This window comes from Mesorhizobium sp. M9A.F.Ca.ET.002.03.1.2, from assembly GCF_003952365.1.
In the GTDB taxonomy this organism is placed as follows: domain Bacteria; phylum Pseudomonadota; class Alphaproteobacteria; order Rhizobiales; family Rhizobiaceae; genus Mesorhizobium.
In genome coordinates this window covers 4,182,947-4,197,993 of the sequence record NZ_CP034443.1, presented here as the reverse complement: position 1 = coordinate 4,197,993, position 15,047 = coordinate 4,182,947, and the positions used below count along the sequence as shown (strand labels likewise).

17 protein-coding genes and 2 pseudogenes are annotated in these 15,047 nt (G+C 62.2%); 11 read left to right on the top strand and 8 right to left on the bottom strand.

Going from position 1 to position 15,047, the window contains the following annotated elements; genetic code table 11:
- Positions 1-15 precede the first annotated feature (15 nt).
- Together EJ066_RS20190 and hutC are read left to right on the top strand one after the other, a co-directional pair.
- Positions 16-1,440 (top strand): formimidoylglutamate deiminase, encoded by a 1,425-nt coding sequence (locus EJ066_RS20190; RefSeq protein WP_126040991.1) that lies wholly within the window; start codon positions 16-18, stop codon positions 1,438-1,440.
- A gap of 36 nt (positions 1,441-1,476) precedes the next feature.
- Positions 1,477-2,223, top strand: coding sequence for a histidine utilization repressor (hutC, locus tag EJ066_RS20185; protein WP_126040989.1), 747 nt, complete (start codon positions 1,477-1,479; stop codon positions 2,221-2,223).
- Positions 2,224-2,299: 76 nt separating this feature from the next.
- Here the strand turns inward: hutC and EJ066_RS20180 are convergent, their stop codons facing one another.
- On the bottom strand, positions 2,300-2,644 hold the full coding sequence (locus tag EJ066_RS20180) for a RidA family protein (RefSeq protein ID WP_126040987.1): 345 nt from the start codon (positions 2,642-2,644) through the stop codon (positions 2,300-2,302).
- A gap of 232 nt (positions 2,645-2,876) precedes the next feature.
- Between EJ066_RS20180 and aztA the strand changes: the two genes are divergently transcribed.
- The 5 genes and pseudogenes from aztA (at position 2,877) to EJ066_RS20155 (ending at position 7,304) form a co-directional block, all read left to right on the top strand.
- On the top strand, positions 2,877-3,695 hold the full coding sequence (gene aztA, locus EJ066_RS20175; protein WP_126040985.1) for a zinc ABC transporter ATP-binding protein AztA: 819 nt from the start codon (positions 2,877-2,879) through the stop codon (positions 3,693-3,695).
- On the top strand, positions 3,695-4,570 hold the full coding sequence (aztB, locus tag EJ066_RS20170; RefSeq protein WP_126043983.1) for a zinc ABC transporter permease AztB: 876 nt from the start codon (positions 3,695-3,697) through the stop codon (positions 4,568-4,570). Before aztA ends, aztB begins: the two co-directional genes overlap by 1 nt.
- A gap of 23 nt (positions 4,571-4,593) precedes the next feature.
- On the top strand, positions 4,594-5,532 hold the full coding sequence (aztC, locus tag EJ066_RS20165) for a zinc ABC transporter substrate-binding protein AztC (RefSeq protein ID WP_126040983.1): 939 nt from the start codon (positions 4,594-4,596) through the stop codon (positions 5,530-5,532).
- Positions 5,533-5,651: 119 nt separating this feature from the next.
- A pseudogene (gene zigA / locus EJ066_RS20160) lies at positions 5,652-6,849 on the top strand (zinc metallochaperone GTPase ZigA).
- 116 nt (positions 6,850-6,965) lie between these two features.
- Positions 6,966-7,304: a TIGR01244 family sulfur transferase gene (locus EJ066_RS20155; protein WP_126040981.1), complete on the top strand. Its 339-nt coding sequence runs from the start codon at positions 6,966-6,968 to the stop codon at positions 7,302-7,304.
- Here EJ066_RS20155 and EJ066_RS20150 read toward each other — a convergent pair.
- Positions 7,301-7,768: an Lrp/AsnC family transcriptional regulator gene (locus EJ066_RS20150; RefSeq protein ID WP_126040979.1), complete on the bottom strand. Its 468-nt coding sequence runs from the start codon at positions 7,766-7,768 to the stop codon at positions 7,301-7,303. The two genes, EJ066_RS20155 and EJ066_RS20150, sit on opposite strands and share 4 nt — an antisense overlap.
- Positions 7,769-7,908: 140 nt before the next feature.
- On the opposite strand from EJ066_RS20150, the gene hppD reads away from it, so the two are divergent.
- The 3 genes from hppD to EJ066_RS20135 all read left to right on the top strand — a co-directional run bounded on the left by hppD (position 7,909) and on the right by EJ066_RS20135 (position 9,689).
- Positions 7,909-9,021, top strand: coding sequence for a 4-hydroxyphenylpyruvate dioxygenase (gene hppD, locus EJ066_RS20145; RefSeq protein WP_126040977.1), 1,113 nt, complete (start codon positions 7,909-7,911; stop codon positions 9,019-9,021).
- Positions 9,022-9,090: 69 nt separating this feature from the next.
- Positions 9,091-9,318: a type II toxin-antitoxin system prevent-host-death family antitoxin gene (locus tag EJ066_RS20140; protein ID WP_126040975.1), complete on the top strand. Its 228-nt coding sequence runs from the start codon at positions 9,091-9,093 to the stop codon at positions 9,316-9,318.
- Positions 9,315-9,689, top strand: a complete 375-nt coding sequence (locus tag EJ066_RS20135) for a type II toxin-antitoxin system VapC family toxin (protein ID WP_126040973.1) — start codon at positions 9,315-9,317, stop codon at positions 9,687-9,689. The genes EJ066_RS20140 and EJ066_RS20135 overlap by 4 nt, the downstream gene beginning before the upstream one ends.
- Positions 9,690-9,714: 25 nt before the next feature.
- Here the strand turns inward: EJ066_RS20135 and EJ066_RS20130 are convergent, their stop codons facing one another.
- From EJ066_RS20130 to hmgA, 6 genes and pseudogenes are all read right to left on the bottom strand, one after another.
- Complete coding sequence (locus tag EJ066_RS20130) at positions 9,715-10,035, bottom strand: BrnA antitoxin family protein (protein WP_126040971.1); 321 nt, start codon at positions 10,033-10,035, stop codon at positions 9,715-9,717.
- Positions 10,007-10,280 (bottom strand): annotated as a pseudogene (locus EJ066_RS20125) (BrnT family toxin). Before EJ066_RS20125 ends, EJ066_RS20130 begins: the two are co-directional and overlap by 29 nt.
- A 77-nt stretch (positions 10,281-10,357) precedes the next feature.
- Positions 10,358-10,894: a DinB family protein gene (locus EJ066_RS20120; RefSeq protein WP_126040969.1), complete on the bottom strand. Its 537-nt coding sequence runs from the start codon at positions 10,892-10,894 to the stop codon at positions 10,358-10,360.
- 23 nt (positions 10,895-10,917) lie between these two features.
- Positions 10,918-11,931: a fumarylacetoacetate hydrolase family protein gene (locus tag EJ066_RS20115; protein ID WP_126040967.1), complete on the bottom strand. Its 1,014-nt coding sequence runs from the start codon at positions 11,929-11,931 to the stop codon at positions 10,918-10,920.
- A 23-nt stretch (positions 11,932-11,954) separates the two neighbouring features.
- Positions 11,955-12,830: an MBL fold metallo-hydrolase gene (locus EJ066_RS20110; protein WP_126040965.1), complete on the bottom strand. Its 876-nt coding sequence runs from the start codon at positions 12,828-12,830 to the stop codon at positions 11,955-11,957.
- A complete protein-coding gene (gene hmgA / locus EJ066_RS20105; protein WP_126040962.1) occupies positions 12,827-14,140 on the bottom strand; it encodes a homogentisate 1,2-dioxygenase in 1,314 nt (437 codons plus the stop codon). The genes EJ066_RS20110 and hmgA overlap by 4 nt, the downstream gene beginning before the upstream one ends.
- Positions 14,141-14,270: 130 nt before the next feature.
- On the opposite strand from hmgA, the gene EJ066_RS20100 reads away from it, so the two are divergent.
- The gene (locus EJ066_RS20100; RefSeq protein ID WP_126043982.1) at positions 14,271-14,747 is read left to right on the top strand and encodes a MarR family transcriptional regulator; all 477 of its coding nucleotides are present in this window, start codon (positions 14,271-14,273) and stop codon (positions 14,745-14,747) included.
- Positions 14,748-15,047: the final 300 nt, after the last annotated feature.

Genomic DNA, 15,047 nt, shown 5'->3' with positions numbered 1-15,047 from the left:
GATTTGGAGGAAAACGTGACGGCGATCTTTGCGGAACAGGCGCTTCTGCCCGACGGCTGGCATGGCAATGTGCGGATCGTTGTAACCGACGGTCGTATCGCGACAGCCGAACCCGACACCAAATCCCAGCCCGGCGACGAACGCCATGCCATCCTTTTGCCCGGCATGCCGAACCTGCACAGCCACGCCTTCCAGCGCGGCATGGCCGGCCTTGCCGAGCTGCGCGGCCCTTCCGCCGACAGTTTCTGGAGCTGGCGCGAGGTGATGTACCGCTTCGCCCTGTCGATGACGCCGGATCAGATCGAGGCTGTCGCAGCCCAACTCTATATCGAGATGCTGGAGGCAGGCTTTTCGCGCGTCGGCGAATTTCACTATTTGCACCACGATCGCGACGGCCAGCCCTACGCCAACATCGCCGAGATGGCTGAGCGCATCGCTGCCGCCGCTGCCGACACCGGCATTGGGCTGACGCTGCTGCCGGTGTTCTATGCGCACTCCTCCTTCGGCGGCGCTGCACCGAACGAAGGCCAGCGGCGATTCATCAATGATGTGAATCGGTTCTCGCGGCTTGTTGAGAAATGCCGCGAATCCGTTCGCGCCTTGAATCAAAGCAACGTTGGGAATCAAAGCAACGTTGGGAATCAAGGCGTCGTTGGGAATCAAGGCGTCGTTGGCGCCGCCCCGCACAGCCTGCGCGCCGTGACGCCGGAGGAATTGGAAAACATCGCGACGCTAATGCCGGATGGACCGATCCACATCCATGTCGCCGAGCAAGTGAAGGAAGTCGAGGACTGCCTTGCCTGGTCCGGAGCGCGGCCGGTCGAATGGCTGCTCGCCAATGCCAAGGTCGATGGGCGCTGGTGCCTGATCCACGCCACTCACATGACCGAGACCGAGACGGCGGCCATGGCGAAAAGTGGAGCAATCGCCGGCCTCTGCCCGATCACCGAGGCCAATCTCGGCGACGGCACCTTTGCAGCACCTTTGTTCAGACAACATGGGGGCCGCTTCGGTGTCGGCTCCGATTCCAACGTGCTGATCGGCCTGCCGGACGAATTGCGGCAACTCGAATATTCGCAGCGCCTCACCCACCGCGCCCGCAATGTGCTGGCGGTCGCCGGTGGCTCGACCGGCCGCGCTTTGTTCGATGCCGCACTCGACGGCGGCAGTGCCGCCCTTGGCGCGGGACCCTCGCGGATCGACGCCGGTGCGTCAGCCGATTTCATCTCGCTCGATGGCAATCACCCTTCGCTTGCTGGAAAGACCGGGGCCGGCAAGACGGGCGATGCGGTGCTCGACGCCTGGATCTTCGCCAACGGCACCAAGGTCGACTGCGTCTGGGTGCATGGCAAGAAACTGGTCAGCGGCGGCAGGCATTCAAGGCGCGATGCCATCGCCGAGCGTTTTCGCAGCGTGATGACGGAACTCGCGGCTGGCTGAGCCGAGCCTCACCCAGCAGGCAGTCAGGATTGCGGCATGAGCATGATCGGAACAATGGACGCGGACGTCGGCGAACCTCTCTCGCTGCACCAGCGTATCCTGTCCGACATCAGCGAACGGATCCTGTCCGGCGCTTGGGTGCCCGGTCACCGCATCCCGTTCGAGCATGAACTGACGGCCGAGTACAAATGTTCGCGCATGACGGTGAACAAGGCGCTGTCGCAGCTTGCCAAGGCCGGGCTGATCGAGCGCCGCCGCCGCTCCGGAAGCTTCGTCCGGCGGCCGCAGTCTCAGGCGGCAGTGCTGGAGATCCACGACATCAGGATCGAGGTCGAGGCGCTTGGGCTTCCCTATCGCTACGAGCGTGTGGCGCGACACAAAAGACGCAGCAGCGCGGAAGATCGCGCCTTGCTGGAACTCGCCGCCGCCGGACCGGTGCTGGCGCTGGAATGCCGGCATTTCGCCGGCAAGCGGCCGTTCGCGCACGAACAGCGGCTGATCAACCTGGCCGCCGTGGCCGAGGCCGCCGACGAGGAATTTCATGCCATCGCGCCTGGGCCGTGGCTGATCGCCCGCGTGCCGTGGAGCGCCGCCGAGCACCGCATCCGCGCCGTCGCCGCCGACAGACACATTGCGGCCGCGCTCGACATCGAGGCCGGCGCACCGTGCCTAGTGGTCGAGCGACGGACATGGAGCGCCGAGCACCCCGTCACCCATGTCCGTTTCACCTATGCAGCCGAGAGCCACACTCTGGTGGCAAGGTTTACGCCTTCGCAGGGATAAATAGGCGCTTGAGGTTGGCGAAAGCCGGCGCGCCGGCCGATCTCCCCCTCGAGGGGGAGATCGCAGCTTCATTGCCTCAAATCGCAGCGGTAACGATGATCTCGACCAGATATTCCGGTCCGGCAAGCTTGGCTTCGCCGGTGGCGCGAGCAGGTGTATGGCCCTGCGGCGCCCACTTGTCCCATTCCGCGTTCATCTCGGCAAAGGTGCCCATGTCGGCCAGCCAGATGATCGCCTGCAGGATCTTGGTCTTGTCGGTGCCCGCCTTGGCCAGCAGTTCGTCGATGGCCGCCAGAATGTCCCTGGTCTGGGCGCCGACGTTTCCGCCCGGCTCGCCGACCTGACCGGCCAAATAAACGGTATTGCCGTGGATGACGATCTGGCTCATGCGTGGGCCTACATCGATGCGACGAATGCTCATGGGACGTTTCCTTCCTTTGTGGCTTGCGCCTCTTTAGAGTCGCGGTCGGTCTCGGGCAAGGTCGCCTGAGCGAATCCTCTTGAGCCAACAGGCACGAGGAAAAGGCACGAGGCAAACCTCCCCGGTCGCCGTACTTCCGCCCGATTGACTTGTTGACTAATGTAATAACATCACATATCCAGTCGGCCGCCGTCCGCAGCCGCGCGGATTGTAGTCGCACACGGATTGTCACATGACCCAAACCTGCCTGACCTTCCGCGACCTGACGCTGGGCTACAACAGCCATCCGGCGATCCATCATCTCGACGGCACGATTCGCCGCGGATCGCTGACCGCCGTCGTTGGCGCCAATGGCTCGGGCAAGTCGACCCTGATGAAAGGCATCGTCGGCGTGTTGAAGCCGATGGCCGGCGCAGTCATTCGCGCACCCGGCGTGCGCGCCGCCTATCTGCCGCAGCAGTCGGAGCTCGACCGCACCTTTCCCGCTCGGGTCGTCGATCTGGTTTCGCTCGGCCTGTGGCCACGGCGCGGGCTGCTCGGCCGCTATACCAAGGAAGATCGCGATTCGGTCAGCCAGGCGCTGATGGCCGTCGGCCTCGGCGGCTTCGAGAAGCGCCCGATCGACACGCTGTCGGGCGGCCAGCTACAGCGAACGCTGTTTGCCCGCGTGCTGCTGCAGGACGCTGATCTCATCCTGCTCGACGAGCCGTTCAATGCCGTCGACACCAAGACCGTCGGCGACCTGATTGCGCTGATCGAGCGCTGGCATGGCGAGGAACGCACCATCATGGTTGTCGTCCACGACCTGGATCTGGTGCGCCAGAATTTCCCCGAGACGCTGCTGCTGGCGCGCCAGCCAGTCGCCTGGGGCGACACCAAGGAAACGCTGCGGCCGGAAAACCTGTTGCGCGCGCGCCGCTTTCACGAAGCCTGGGAGGAGAACGCGCCCTGGTGCGAGCCCGACAACCACGAGCACGGTGATCAGGATCACGACCATGGGCACGATCATGGGCACGACCATCATCACGGCTCCGGGCCGAGGGCGGCATGATGGACACGCTCTACGGGTTTTTCATCGCCCCGTTCGCCGAGTTCGCCTTCATGCAGCGGGCGCTTTTCGGGTCGCTGATGCTGTCGCTCGGCGCCTGCCCCGTCGGCGTCTTCCTGATGCTGCGGCGCATGAGCCTTTCCGGCGACGCCATGGCCCACGCCATCCTGCCGGGTGCTGCCGCCGGTTTCCTGTTCTATGGGCTGGAGATCCTACCGATGACCATTGGCGGGTTGATTGCCGGCATCATCGTTGCGCTCGGCGCCGGCGCCGTCTCGCGCTTCACCATCCAGCGCGAGGACGCCTCGATGGCGGCCTTCTACCTGATTTCGCTGGCCATCGGCGTGCTGATGGTGTCGATCCGCGGCTCCAGCGTCGATCTCATGCATGTGCTGTTCGGCACCGTGCTGGCGCTTAACGATGAAGCGCTGACGCTGATCGGCGGCATCGTCCTAGTCACGCTGGTCAGCCTCACCATCTTCTGGCGGGCGCTGGTCGCCGAATGTCTCGACCCGCTGTTCCTGCGGTCGGTCAGCCGGCTGGGCAGCCCGGTGCATTTCATCTTCCTCGGCCTCGTCGTGCTCAACCTCGTCGGCGGCTTCCAGGCGCTCGGCACCCTGCTTTCCGTCGGGCTGATGATGCTGCCCGCGGCCGCTGCCCGCTTCTGGACCATGCGTGTCGAGCCGATGTGCTTGCTGGCGATGCTGATCGGCTTTGCCTCCTGCGTCGCGGGGCTGCTCTTGTCCTATCACGCGTCGCTGCCTTCCGGCCCGGCCATCATCCTGTCCGCCGGCGTCGTCTATTTCGCCTCGATCCTGTTCGGCACGCGCGGTATCCTGCGCGCCCGTATCGTCCATCACCGCCACAGAACCGCCTGATCCCCAACAGAGGAGACCTGTCCGTGCTGAAATCGATCCGCGCCGCCCTGACAATGAGCGTTATAACATTAACCGCCTTTGGCGCGTCGTCGGCCCTCGCGGAACCGCTGAAAGTGGTCGCCAGCTTCACGGTCATTGCCGATTTCGCCAAGAATGTCGGCGGCGACCGCATCGATCTGACCACCATCGTTGGCCCGGATGGCGATGCCCATGTCTACGAGCCGAGCCCGGCCGACGCGGTGGCCATGGCCGGGGCGGATGTGGTGCTGGTCAACGGCCTGCACTTCGAAGGCTTTCTGCAGCGCCTGGTCGATGCCAGCGCCACCAAGGCGACGATTGCCGTTCTGACCAAAGGAGTCACACCGATCAATTTCAAGCCGGAATTCGCCGATGCCGACGCCCATGAAGACGCAGATACCGGCGGCGAGGCGGCTACCGATCCGCACGCCTTCCAGTCGATCGCCAATGCGAAGATCTACGTGAAGAACATCGCCGACGCTTTCTGCACCGCCGACGCCAGCGGTTGCGACAGCTACAAGGCCAATGCCGCCGCCTACACCGAAAAGCTCGACGCGCTCGAGGGCGAAGTGCAGACGGCGATCCAGTCGATCCCGAAAGAGAAGCGCGTGGTCATCACCTCGCATGACGCCTTCGGCTATTTCGAAAAGGCTTATGGCCTCACCTTCCTGGCCCCCGAAGGAGTGTCGACCGAGTCGGAGCCTTCCGCTGCCGACGTTGCCAGGCTGGTCAGCCAGGTGAAGCAGGACAAGGCGGCGGCGGTCTTCATCGAAAATATCACCAACGCGCGGCTGATCGAGCAGATCGCCAGCGAGACCGGTATCAAGGTCGGCGGCACGCTCTATTCGGATGCGCTGTCGCAACCCGACGGCCCAGCCTCGACCTATATCGACCTGATGCGCAACAACATCGCCCGGATCAAAGGCGCGATCCTCGGAAGCTGAGGCCCGCATCATCGGGAAAGGCGGAGCCGGACTCCGCCTTTTTCGGGCCATCATTTGTTATGTAATAACATACATATTCCTTCAAGCCCGTTCAGCCGCGGCCAACCTTCGGACACATAATGCTTCAGACTTCCAAACGCCTCCCTGTCACCGTGCTCTCCGGCTTTCTCGGCGCCGGCAAGACCACGCTTTTGAACCACATATTGTCGAACCGCGAAGGGCGCCGCGTCGCGGTCATCGTCAACGACATGAGCGAGATCAACATCGATGCCGAGCTGGTGCGCGACGGCGCCGACCTCTCGCGCACCGACGAGAAGCTGGTGGAAATGTCGAACGGCTGCATCTGCTGCACGCTGCGCGACGACCTGCTCAGGGAAGTCCGCGCGCTCGCCGAACAGGGCCGCTTCGACTATCTGCTGATCGAATCCACCGGAATTTCCGAGCCGCTGCCGGTCGCCGCGACCTTCGATTTCCGCGACGAGAATGGCGACAGTCTCGCCGACGTCGCCCGCCTCGACACGATGGTGACGGTGGTGGACGCGCTCAACCTGCTCAAGGACTATTCCTCCTCGAATTTCCTGCGCCAGCGCGGCCAGTCGCTCGGCGAGCAGGACGGCCGCGCGCTGGTCGACCTTCTGGTCGAGCAGATCGAATTCGCCGACGTCGTGGTGCTGAACAAGATCGGCGCGGCAAGCACATATCAGCGCGACAGGGCGCGCCTGATCGTGCGCGCTCTCAATCCCGACGCCGAGATCGTCGAGGCCGATTTCGGCAAGGTGCCGCTCGACAAGCTGCTTGCCACCGGCCGCTTCGACTTCGACAAAGCGCAGCAGAACCCGCTCTGGTTCAAGGAGCTCAACGGGTTTCGCGACCATATCCCCGAAACGGAGGAATACGGCATCCGCTCGTTTGTCTATCGGGCGCGAAAACCGTTCGAGCCCGCCCGATTCCAGGCCTTCATCGACCGCGCATGGCCGGGCGTCGTGCGTGCCAAGGGCTTCTTCTGGCTCGCCACCCGACCGCGTCACGTCGGCGAGCTGAGCCAGGCCGGCACGCTGGTCAGGACCGAAAAGCGCGGCCTGTGGTGGGCGTCGGTGCCATCGGGCCGATGGCCCGACCATCCCGAATGGCGAGAGAGCATGCGGCGCTATCTCGATCCCGTCTGGGGCGACCGGCGCCAGGAGATGGTCTTCATCGGCTGCGAGCCGATGGACGAGGCCCACATCCGCGCCGGACGACTGCCTGATCGAGGCCACGGCCTTCGAGCCCGAACTCTGGCGCGGACTGCCCGATCCGTTCCCAGACTGGAAAGCCTGAGCTGGATTCTCCGCCGGAAATGTCTATCTGCACGAGTGGGATTTCATTGTGCGCGGATTGCCGGCCTCGTCGGGGAGTGGCAAGACTGTCGCCAAACCAGATTGCGAGGACAGGACATGGACTATCGTCAGATCAGCAAGGATTATTCGGTCTCGGGCCAGATCCAACCCGAAGAGGCCGTCGCCATCAAAGCCGCCGGCTTCAAGAGCGTGATTTGCAACCGGCCCGATGACGAGCAGCCCGGCCAACCTTCGGCGAACAGCGTCAAGGCGGCGGTCGAAGCCGCCGGGCTCGCCTTCCGCTATATCCCGGTCATCAGCGGTCAGATCACGGCCGAGAATGTCGAGGACCAGGCCGAGGCGCTGGACGAGCTCGAAGGCCCGATCTTCGCCTATTGCCGCTCTGGCGCGCGCTGCACCAATCTTTATGGGCTGATCCAGCAGTCGAAGGGTTAAATCGGCAGCGCGCCGGTTTCCTTCAGCGTCTCGAGCACGATCGCCGTCTTTACATGCTGCACGGATTCGTGCGGCAAAAGCACGCCGTTGACGAACTCCGACAGCGACTTCAGGTCGGGCGTCACCACTTTCAGGATGTAGTCCATCTCGCCGGTCAGCGCGTGCGCCTCCTGCACTTCCGGCAGCCGCGCCACCAATTCGCCGAAGCGCCGCGCATTGTCGCGGTTGTGGGTGGCGAGCGTTACCGAGATGACATTGACCAGCGAGAAGCCGAGCTTGTCGCGGTCGAGCACCGCGCGATAGCCCCTGATATAGCCGTCCTCCTCCAGCCTCTGGCGGCGGCGCGAACATTGCGACGCCGACAGATTCACCCGTTCCGACAGATCGTTGTTGGTCAGCCGTGCGTCGTCCTGCAACTCAGCCATTATCTTGCGGTCAAACTGATCAACGCGCGCATCATCCATGGATTCTTCTCCATATGTGCACAGTTCACGCATAACCTGATCATTTCAAGCGTTTGAATGCAAGCACCGTGCGCCCGCTCCGCGCTATGATTGCGCTGTAATGGCCTTTTCCGGCCACGCCAGCTTTTGGAGGCAATGTCATGGGTCCCTTCCCGCACGACGCACCGCCCGCAAAGATCAGCAAGGCCAACCCCGCCGGCACCGATGGCTTCGAGTTCGTCGAGTTCGCCCATCCCGAGCCGAAAAAGCTCGCCGAGCTTTTTACCCGCATGGGCTATGTACCGGTAGCGAAGCACCGCACCAAAGAGATCACCGTCTGGCGGCAGGGCGACATCAACTATGTCGTCAATGCCGAGCCCGGCTCGCATGCGATGAAATTCGTCGACAAGCACGGCCCGTGCGCGGCTTCGATGGCCTGGCGGGTGGTCGATGCCAAGCATGCGTTCGACCATGCCGTCGCCAAGGGCGCCACGCCTTATGAAGGCAAGGACAAGACGCTCGATGTGCCGGCAATCGTCGGCATCGGCGGCTCGCTGCTTTATTTCATCGAGGCCTATGGCGAGAAGGGCTCGGCCTATGACGCCGAGTTCGAGTGGCTGGGCGAACGCGACCCGAAGCCGGAAGGCGTCGGCTTCTATTATCTCGACCACCTCACCCACAATGTCTATCGCGGCAACATGGACAAATGGTGGGATTTCTATCGCGACCTGTTCGGCTTCAAGCAGATCCATTTCTTCGACATCGACGGTAAGATCACCGGGCTGGTCAGCCGCGCCATCACCTCGCCCTGCGGCAAGATCCGCATCCCGCTCAACGAGTCCAAGGACGAGACCAGCCAGATCGCCGAGTATCTGAAGAAGTACAATGGCGAAGGCATCCAGCACATCGCCGTCGGCACCGACGAGATCTATGGCGCCACCGACAGGCTGGCCGCCAACGGGCTGAAATTCATGCCCGGCCCGCCGGAGACCTATTATGACATGTCCCACGCCCGCGTGAGCGGCCATGACGAGCCGATCGAGCGCATGAAAAAGCACGGTATCCTGATCGACGGCGAAGGCGTGGTCGACGGCGGCACGACCAAGATCCTGCTGCAGATCTTTTCAAAAACCGTGATCGGGCCGATCTTCTTCGAATTCATTCAGAGGAAGGGCGACGAAGGTTTTGGTGAGGGCAATTTCCGAGCCCTGTTCGAATCGATCGAGCAGGACCAGATCAGGCGCGGCGTGATCAAGGTGGAGGCGGCGGAGTAAGCGGTCGTCATCAAGATTTCTTGCGGATAGACCATTTATGACCTAAATTCTGGTCATAAGAGGTCTGACATGAACGTTCCAATGGCGAAAGCGAAGGCCCAGCTCTCTGAGTTGGTGAAGCGTGCCCAGGCAGGCGAAGAGATCCATCTCACGCGGCACGGGGAGATCGTCGCGACCTTGAGTGCTCCCGCCCGGCTTGGCGGGAGCAAAGGCCTGTTTGGGGCCTTGAAGGGCCAGATTCGGATATCGGATGATTTTGATGAGCTCGGTCCCGAATGGGACGAGTACATTAAATGATCCGCAAATATCTGGTCGATACCCATATTCTGCTTTGGGTGCTCAACGCGGACCCACGTCTGTCGGATCGCCATCGTGACATCTTTCTCGCCGGCGAGGATGTGATCGTCAGCGCCATCTCCGTGGCGGAGATCACCATCAAGAAATCGCTCGGCAAAATCATGCTCACTGGCAACATTGTCGAAATCCTGCGGTCGAACGGGATTCCAATCCTCAGTGTGAATGAACTACACGCCGCGAGGCTTGAGCATTTGCCTTTTCATCATCGCGATCCCTTTGACCGTCTGCTCATCGCCCAGGCTCAAATCGAAGGCTTGACGTTAATCTCCACGGATCGTCATTTTTCGGCCTATGACGTCGAGTTGGCCTGATCCTCCAACCCCAACCGCTCGACGGCTACTTCGGAAGGCCAGCGGCCTTACGCAGGATGTCGTTGATCCGGCTCTGCCAGCCGGGGCCGCCGGCGCGAAAGCGGGCGACCACATCGCTGTCGAGCCGGAGCGTCACCTGCTTCTTCGGATTGTCGAGCGCCGGCCGGCCGCGCGCGCGGCGAATGCTTTCGGCAAGGTCCGGGAAGACCTCGGTGAAAGGACGGGCGTTTTTGAAATCCTCCTCCGTCCATTCGGGGTTGTCCGAAACGGCATCCCAATCTTCCTTGGTAAAGCCCTTGCCAGGCTTGAACTCCTTGTCAGGCTTCGTGATTTTCAGTTTTGCCATCGAACAACCTCCTTTCAGCCGGGTTGGCCGGACGCATCGAAATTATCGAAACACCCTCGGAGCCAAGCCTGGCAAAGATCACCACAATCACCCCGCCAGCTGTCCGGCCTATTGCCATGAGGCGGGCCCGCCTTGGCGGTTCGAATCGTCGAGGCAAGAAAGAATTCGTCACCTAAAACGGCAAAATCCAACCCATGCTTTTCGATGTTGGCCAGCCGTTTCGGTTCATCCCAAACGATCTTCATCTGAATTTATGTACCTACAATAATCGAGTCAATAATTTTCGTAACTACAATAATTTCTCGGGCATGACCGCTTTCAATCACAAGCCCAGCCGCTTGATCTCTACCTGTCTCAGCTTCAGATCATAATCGAGCAGGAACTCGTCGAGTTGCGGCGGCTTGACTGAAGTGCCGGACAGCATGGCATGCACCTGGCCGCGATGGTGGATGTCGTGCAGGAAGACGTGAGCGAGTATGTCGCCGATGCGTTCCGGGATCATGCCGTCCTCGCGCCGGTCGGTGATGACGCGACGGTCGAGATCGTCAGCCGACAAGGCGTCGCAGAAAGCAACCAGCCTGCGGTCGAAATCGGCCTGAGCCACCGCCAGGCTTGCGGCGTCGTCGAACGGCACGAAGTCGTCAAAGACGGCGGCGCCGACGCCGCCCTCTTCGAGAAAGTCGAGATAGAGATGATCGACCGCCAATATGTGGTTGAGCGTCGCCTTGATCGAGGGGAAAAAGCTGGTTCGCTCGGCCTCGAACTCACCGAGCTTAAGCTGCAGCACGGCGCGATAGAGCCGGTCGTTCGACCAGAGATTGTTGCGCGCCATGCGGCGATTGTGGTCCAGCAGGTTCATCGTTTCGGAGGTCTCCCCAAACCTTACCCGACGTATTTCTCGACCTTCTGCTCGATCGCACCAAAGATCGAATGTCCGGTCCCGTCCTTCATCTCGATGCGCACGGTGTCGCCAAAACGCAGGAATGGCGTTGTCGGCGCGCCGGCCTCGATGGTTTCGATCATGCGCAACTCGGCAATGCAGGAATAGCCTGCGCCGCCCGCCGAGACAGGCTTGCCCGGGCCGCCGCCCTGCTTGTTGGAGACAGTGCCCGAACCGATGATCGTGCCGGCGGCCAGCGGCCGGGTTTTCGCGGCATGCGCAATCAGCGCCGGAAAATCGAAGGTCATGTCGATGCCGGCATCCGCCCGGCCGAACGGCTTACCGTTGAGATCGACCAGCAGCGGCAGGCTGACCTTGCCGCCATCCCAGGCCTCGCCCAATTCGTCCGGCGTCACCGCGACCGGAGAAAAGGCCGAGGACGGCTTTGACTGGAAGAAGCCGAAGCCCTTGGCAAGCTCTGGCGCAGTGAGGGAGCGCAGCGTGACGTCGTTGACCAACATAACCAGCCGGATCGCGGCCTGCGCCTCATCGAGGCTTGCGCCCATCGACACGTCGTCGACGATGACGGCGACCTCCGCCTCCATGTCGACGCCAAAAGCCTCGTCGGCCGCCCGGATCGGGTCACGCGGCGCGATGAAGGCGTCCGAGCCGCCCTGGTAAATTAGCGGATCGGTCCAGAAGCTTGCCGGCATCTCGGCGCCGCGCGCTTTCCGCACCAGCTCGACATGATTGACATAGGCCGAGCCGTCGGCCCACTGATAGGCGCGCGGCAGTGGTGAATGGGCGTCATGCTCGTGAAAGCGGTCTGACGGCACCGCATTGTTCTCAAGCGATTCCGCGATTGTCGCCAAATGCGGCGCTATCCGGCTCCAGTCGTCGAGCGCCGCCTGCAGCGTCGGTACCAGAAACGAGGCATCGGTGAACCGCGTCAGGTCGCGCGAGACGACGACGAGTTTCCCATCGCGCGTCCCGTCCTTCAATGAGGCAAGCTTCATGCGGTTTCCTCTCCTGATGCGGCTTAGTCACCGCTTAGCTGTACAACAAGGCCGTCGCGGGCGATCGTCAAGTCGCCGGCCCATGTTTTCCTGACGGCGGCGATCCAGTCGGCCTCGCCGATCTCAGGATCGTCGGCCGGAATGAGGTGGTTGAGCAGGAGTCTCCTAACCCCGGCCTCGGTGGCGATGCGCCCCACCTCTCCGGCAAAGCTGTGACTGGAGATCAGATGTTCCCTCAACCGCGCGCCGTTGCCGGTTTTCGCGACGAGCCGCTCGATGCCTTCTTCCAGCATGGCTTCATGGACGAGGATGTCGGCGCCTTTGGCAAAATCGGCCAATGGCGGAAAGAATGCCGTATCGGCAGAGAACACGACGCTTTGTCCGGCATGCTCGAAGCGCAGCGCAAAACAGTCGGCCACCGGCGGATGATCGACGCGCAGCGCTGAAACCTTCAGGCCGTGCTCCTCCATCACCCGGCCTTCGCCGAATTCGACGATCGAAACCATATCTTTGATATTGGGCCGGCCTTCGTCGGCGATGCGGATCTCGATGTCGAATTCCATCGCCTGGCAAAAGCGCTGCCAGTAATGCCCGGTGCCGGGCGGGCCGAACACGGTGACCGGTGTCGCCAGGCCCGCCGTCCAGGCGGTGTGGATCAGCGGACCGAGTTCCAGCACATGGTCGGAGTGCAAATGCGTGACGAAGACCAGGTCGAGCGCCTTCAGGCTGATGCCGGCGTCGGCCAGCCCGCGCGTCACGCCAAGCCCGCAATCGACGACGATATTGCGGCCGCCGAATTCCAGCAATGACGAGCTCGGCCACGGACCGCCCGGCCGCAGCGCCGGGCCGCCCTTCGAGCCCAGAAGCACCAGCCGATCCGGCGTCGGATCAGCGCTCAAGACCAGTCGCCCTCGGGCGTGCCGTTGAAGCGCTTCTTCAGATCGGCCCAGCAGTCGATGTAGTTGTCCTGCCGGGTTTCGAGCTCGGCGGCGTAACGGGTCAGCATCTGCGGGAATCGCGTCTCGAACATGAAGGCCATGGTATTGTCGAGCTTGACCGGTTTCAGATCGGCGCGGAAGGCCTTTTGGAAGCCAGACGCGTCTGGCCCATGGGCCAGCATCATATTGTGCAGGCTGATGCCGCCGGGGACGAACCCCTCTTCCTTGGCGTCGTACTGGCCGTGGATCAGGCCCATGAACTCGCTCATGATGTTGCGGTGATACCATGGCGGGCGGAACGTGTCTTCGGCCACCAGCCAGCGCGGCGGAAAGATGACGAAGTCGATGTTGGCGGTGCCCTCCTCGCCGCTCGGCGCGGTCAGCACGGTAAAGATCGACGGGTCGGGGTGGTCGAACAACAGTGCGCCGACCGGCGAAAAGGTCGCAAGATCATATTTATAGGGTGCGTAGTTACCGTGCCACGCCACCACATCCAGCGGCGAATGGCCGAGCTCGGTGACATGGAAATTTCCGCACCATTTGACGGTCAGCCGGCAAGGCGTTTCCTTGTCCTCGAACCAGGCGCAAGGCGTCTTGAAATCGCGCGGATTGGCCAGGCAATTGGCGCCGATCGGGCCACGGTCCGGCAGCGTCAGCTTGGCGCCGTAGTTCTCGCAGAGATAGCCGCGCACTTCGGCATCGACCAGCTCGACCTTGAACACGAGGCCGCGCGGCAGCACGGCGATCTCGCCAGGGCGCAATTCGATGACGCCCATCTCGGTGACGAGGCGCAGGCTGCCGACCTGCGGCACCACCAGCAACTCACCATCGGCATTGAAGAAATGATCGTCGACCATCGAGCGGTTGGCGACATAGACGTGTGCCGCCATGCCGGTCTGGCCAAGCACGTCGCCGGCGGTGGTAATCGAGCGCATGCCGGCGATGAAGTCGGTCGGTTCCTTCGGCATCGGCACCGGATTCCAGCGATATTGGCCGAGCGCCAGCTCGTGATCGCCGACATTCGGCGCGCTCTTCCACAGCGGATAGCTCGCCGGCTTGAAGCGGCCGGTGTGCCTGACGCTCGGCCGGATACGATAGAGCCACGAGCGCTCGTTGGTGCCGCGCGGCGCGGTGAAGGGCGAGCCGGACAGTTGCTCGGCGTAGAGGCCGTAGGCCGGCCGCTGCGGCGAATTCCGCCCCTGCGGCAGCGAACCCGGCAGGGTTTCGGTTTCGAAGTCGTTGCCGAATCCCGGCATGTAGGAAAAGGCCATGGCATCCTCCCTGATCCCGGTCTCTCAGCCAGTTGAACGCGGCTTGCCGGTAATGTTGACCAAAGTGGTTTCATTTGTAACCATCGAAAATGTAACTATCAACGGCGAACGCCGCATCCACAGTGCGCACATGGAAATCCTCGAACTCGAAAGCTTCTTGCCCTACCGGCTCTATAGGCTTGCCGATTCCGTCAGCCGCGAATTCTCGAAGATTTACCGAGATCGCCACGGCCTGACGCGGCCGGAATGGCGAACGCTTTCAGGTCTGGGGCAGCATGGCACGATGACGGCAACTGAGCTTGGCGAGCAATCGGCGATGCATAAAACCAAGGTGTCTCGAGCGGTGGCCGAGCTTGAGCGGCGGCGCTGGCTGACCCGCACGCCAGACGAGAAAGACCGTCGTGTCGAGCATCTGGCGCTGACCAAAGCGGGCCTGGCCGCCTATCGCGAAATGGTGCCGCTAGCGAAGGCGTTCGAGCGGGAACTCTTGGCGAAGCTGAGTGAAGGTGATCGCGCGGCAATCACGAAAGGGCTGACCGCCTTGGAGGGTAGTTTGGGGCGAGCCAAGGTTAGGGTCGAAGCCAATCGCTCTGAACGCAACGCCTAGCCACCGCCTGACATTTGTCGAGAAAGTGACCAGTCTTCACTTATAACTTCAATCGCTTCGTCGCGAAAATAGAACAGGAACTGTCGTGACTTGGGCCCGTCAGGCGACAGAACCTCCCAATCGTGCTCACTGGTCGGCCGGCTATCACCGATAACCTCATAGAATTCGCCCCATTTTGGTGCGTTTCCGGCGTAAAGACCTTCCCCTGCGAACCATGCGTGGTCGTTTGTTGAGTCCCACCGCCAACGACTGCAGCCAATGAAACGAAGGGTCCCCTTCTCTCCTTTGCTGGCGTCATAA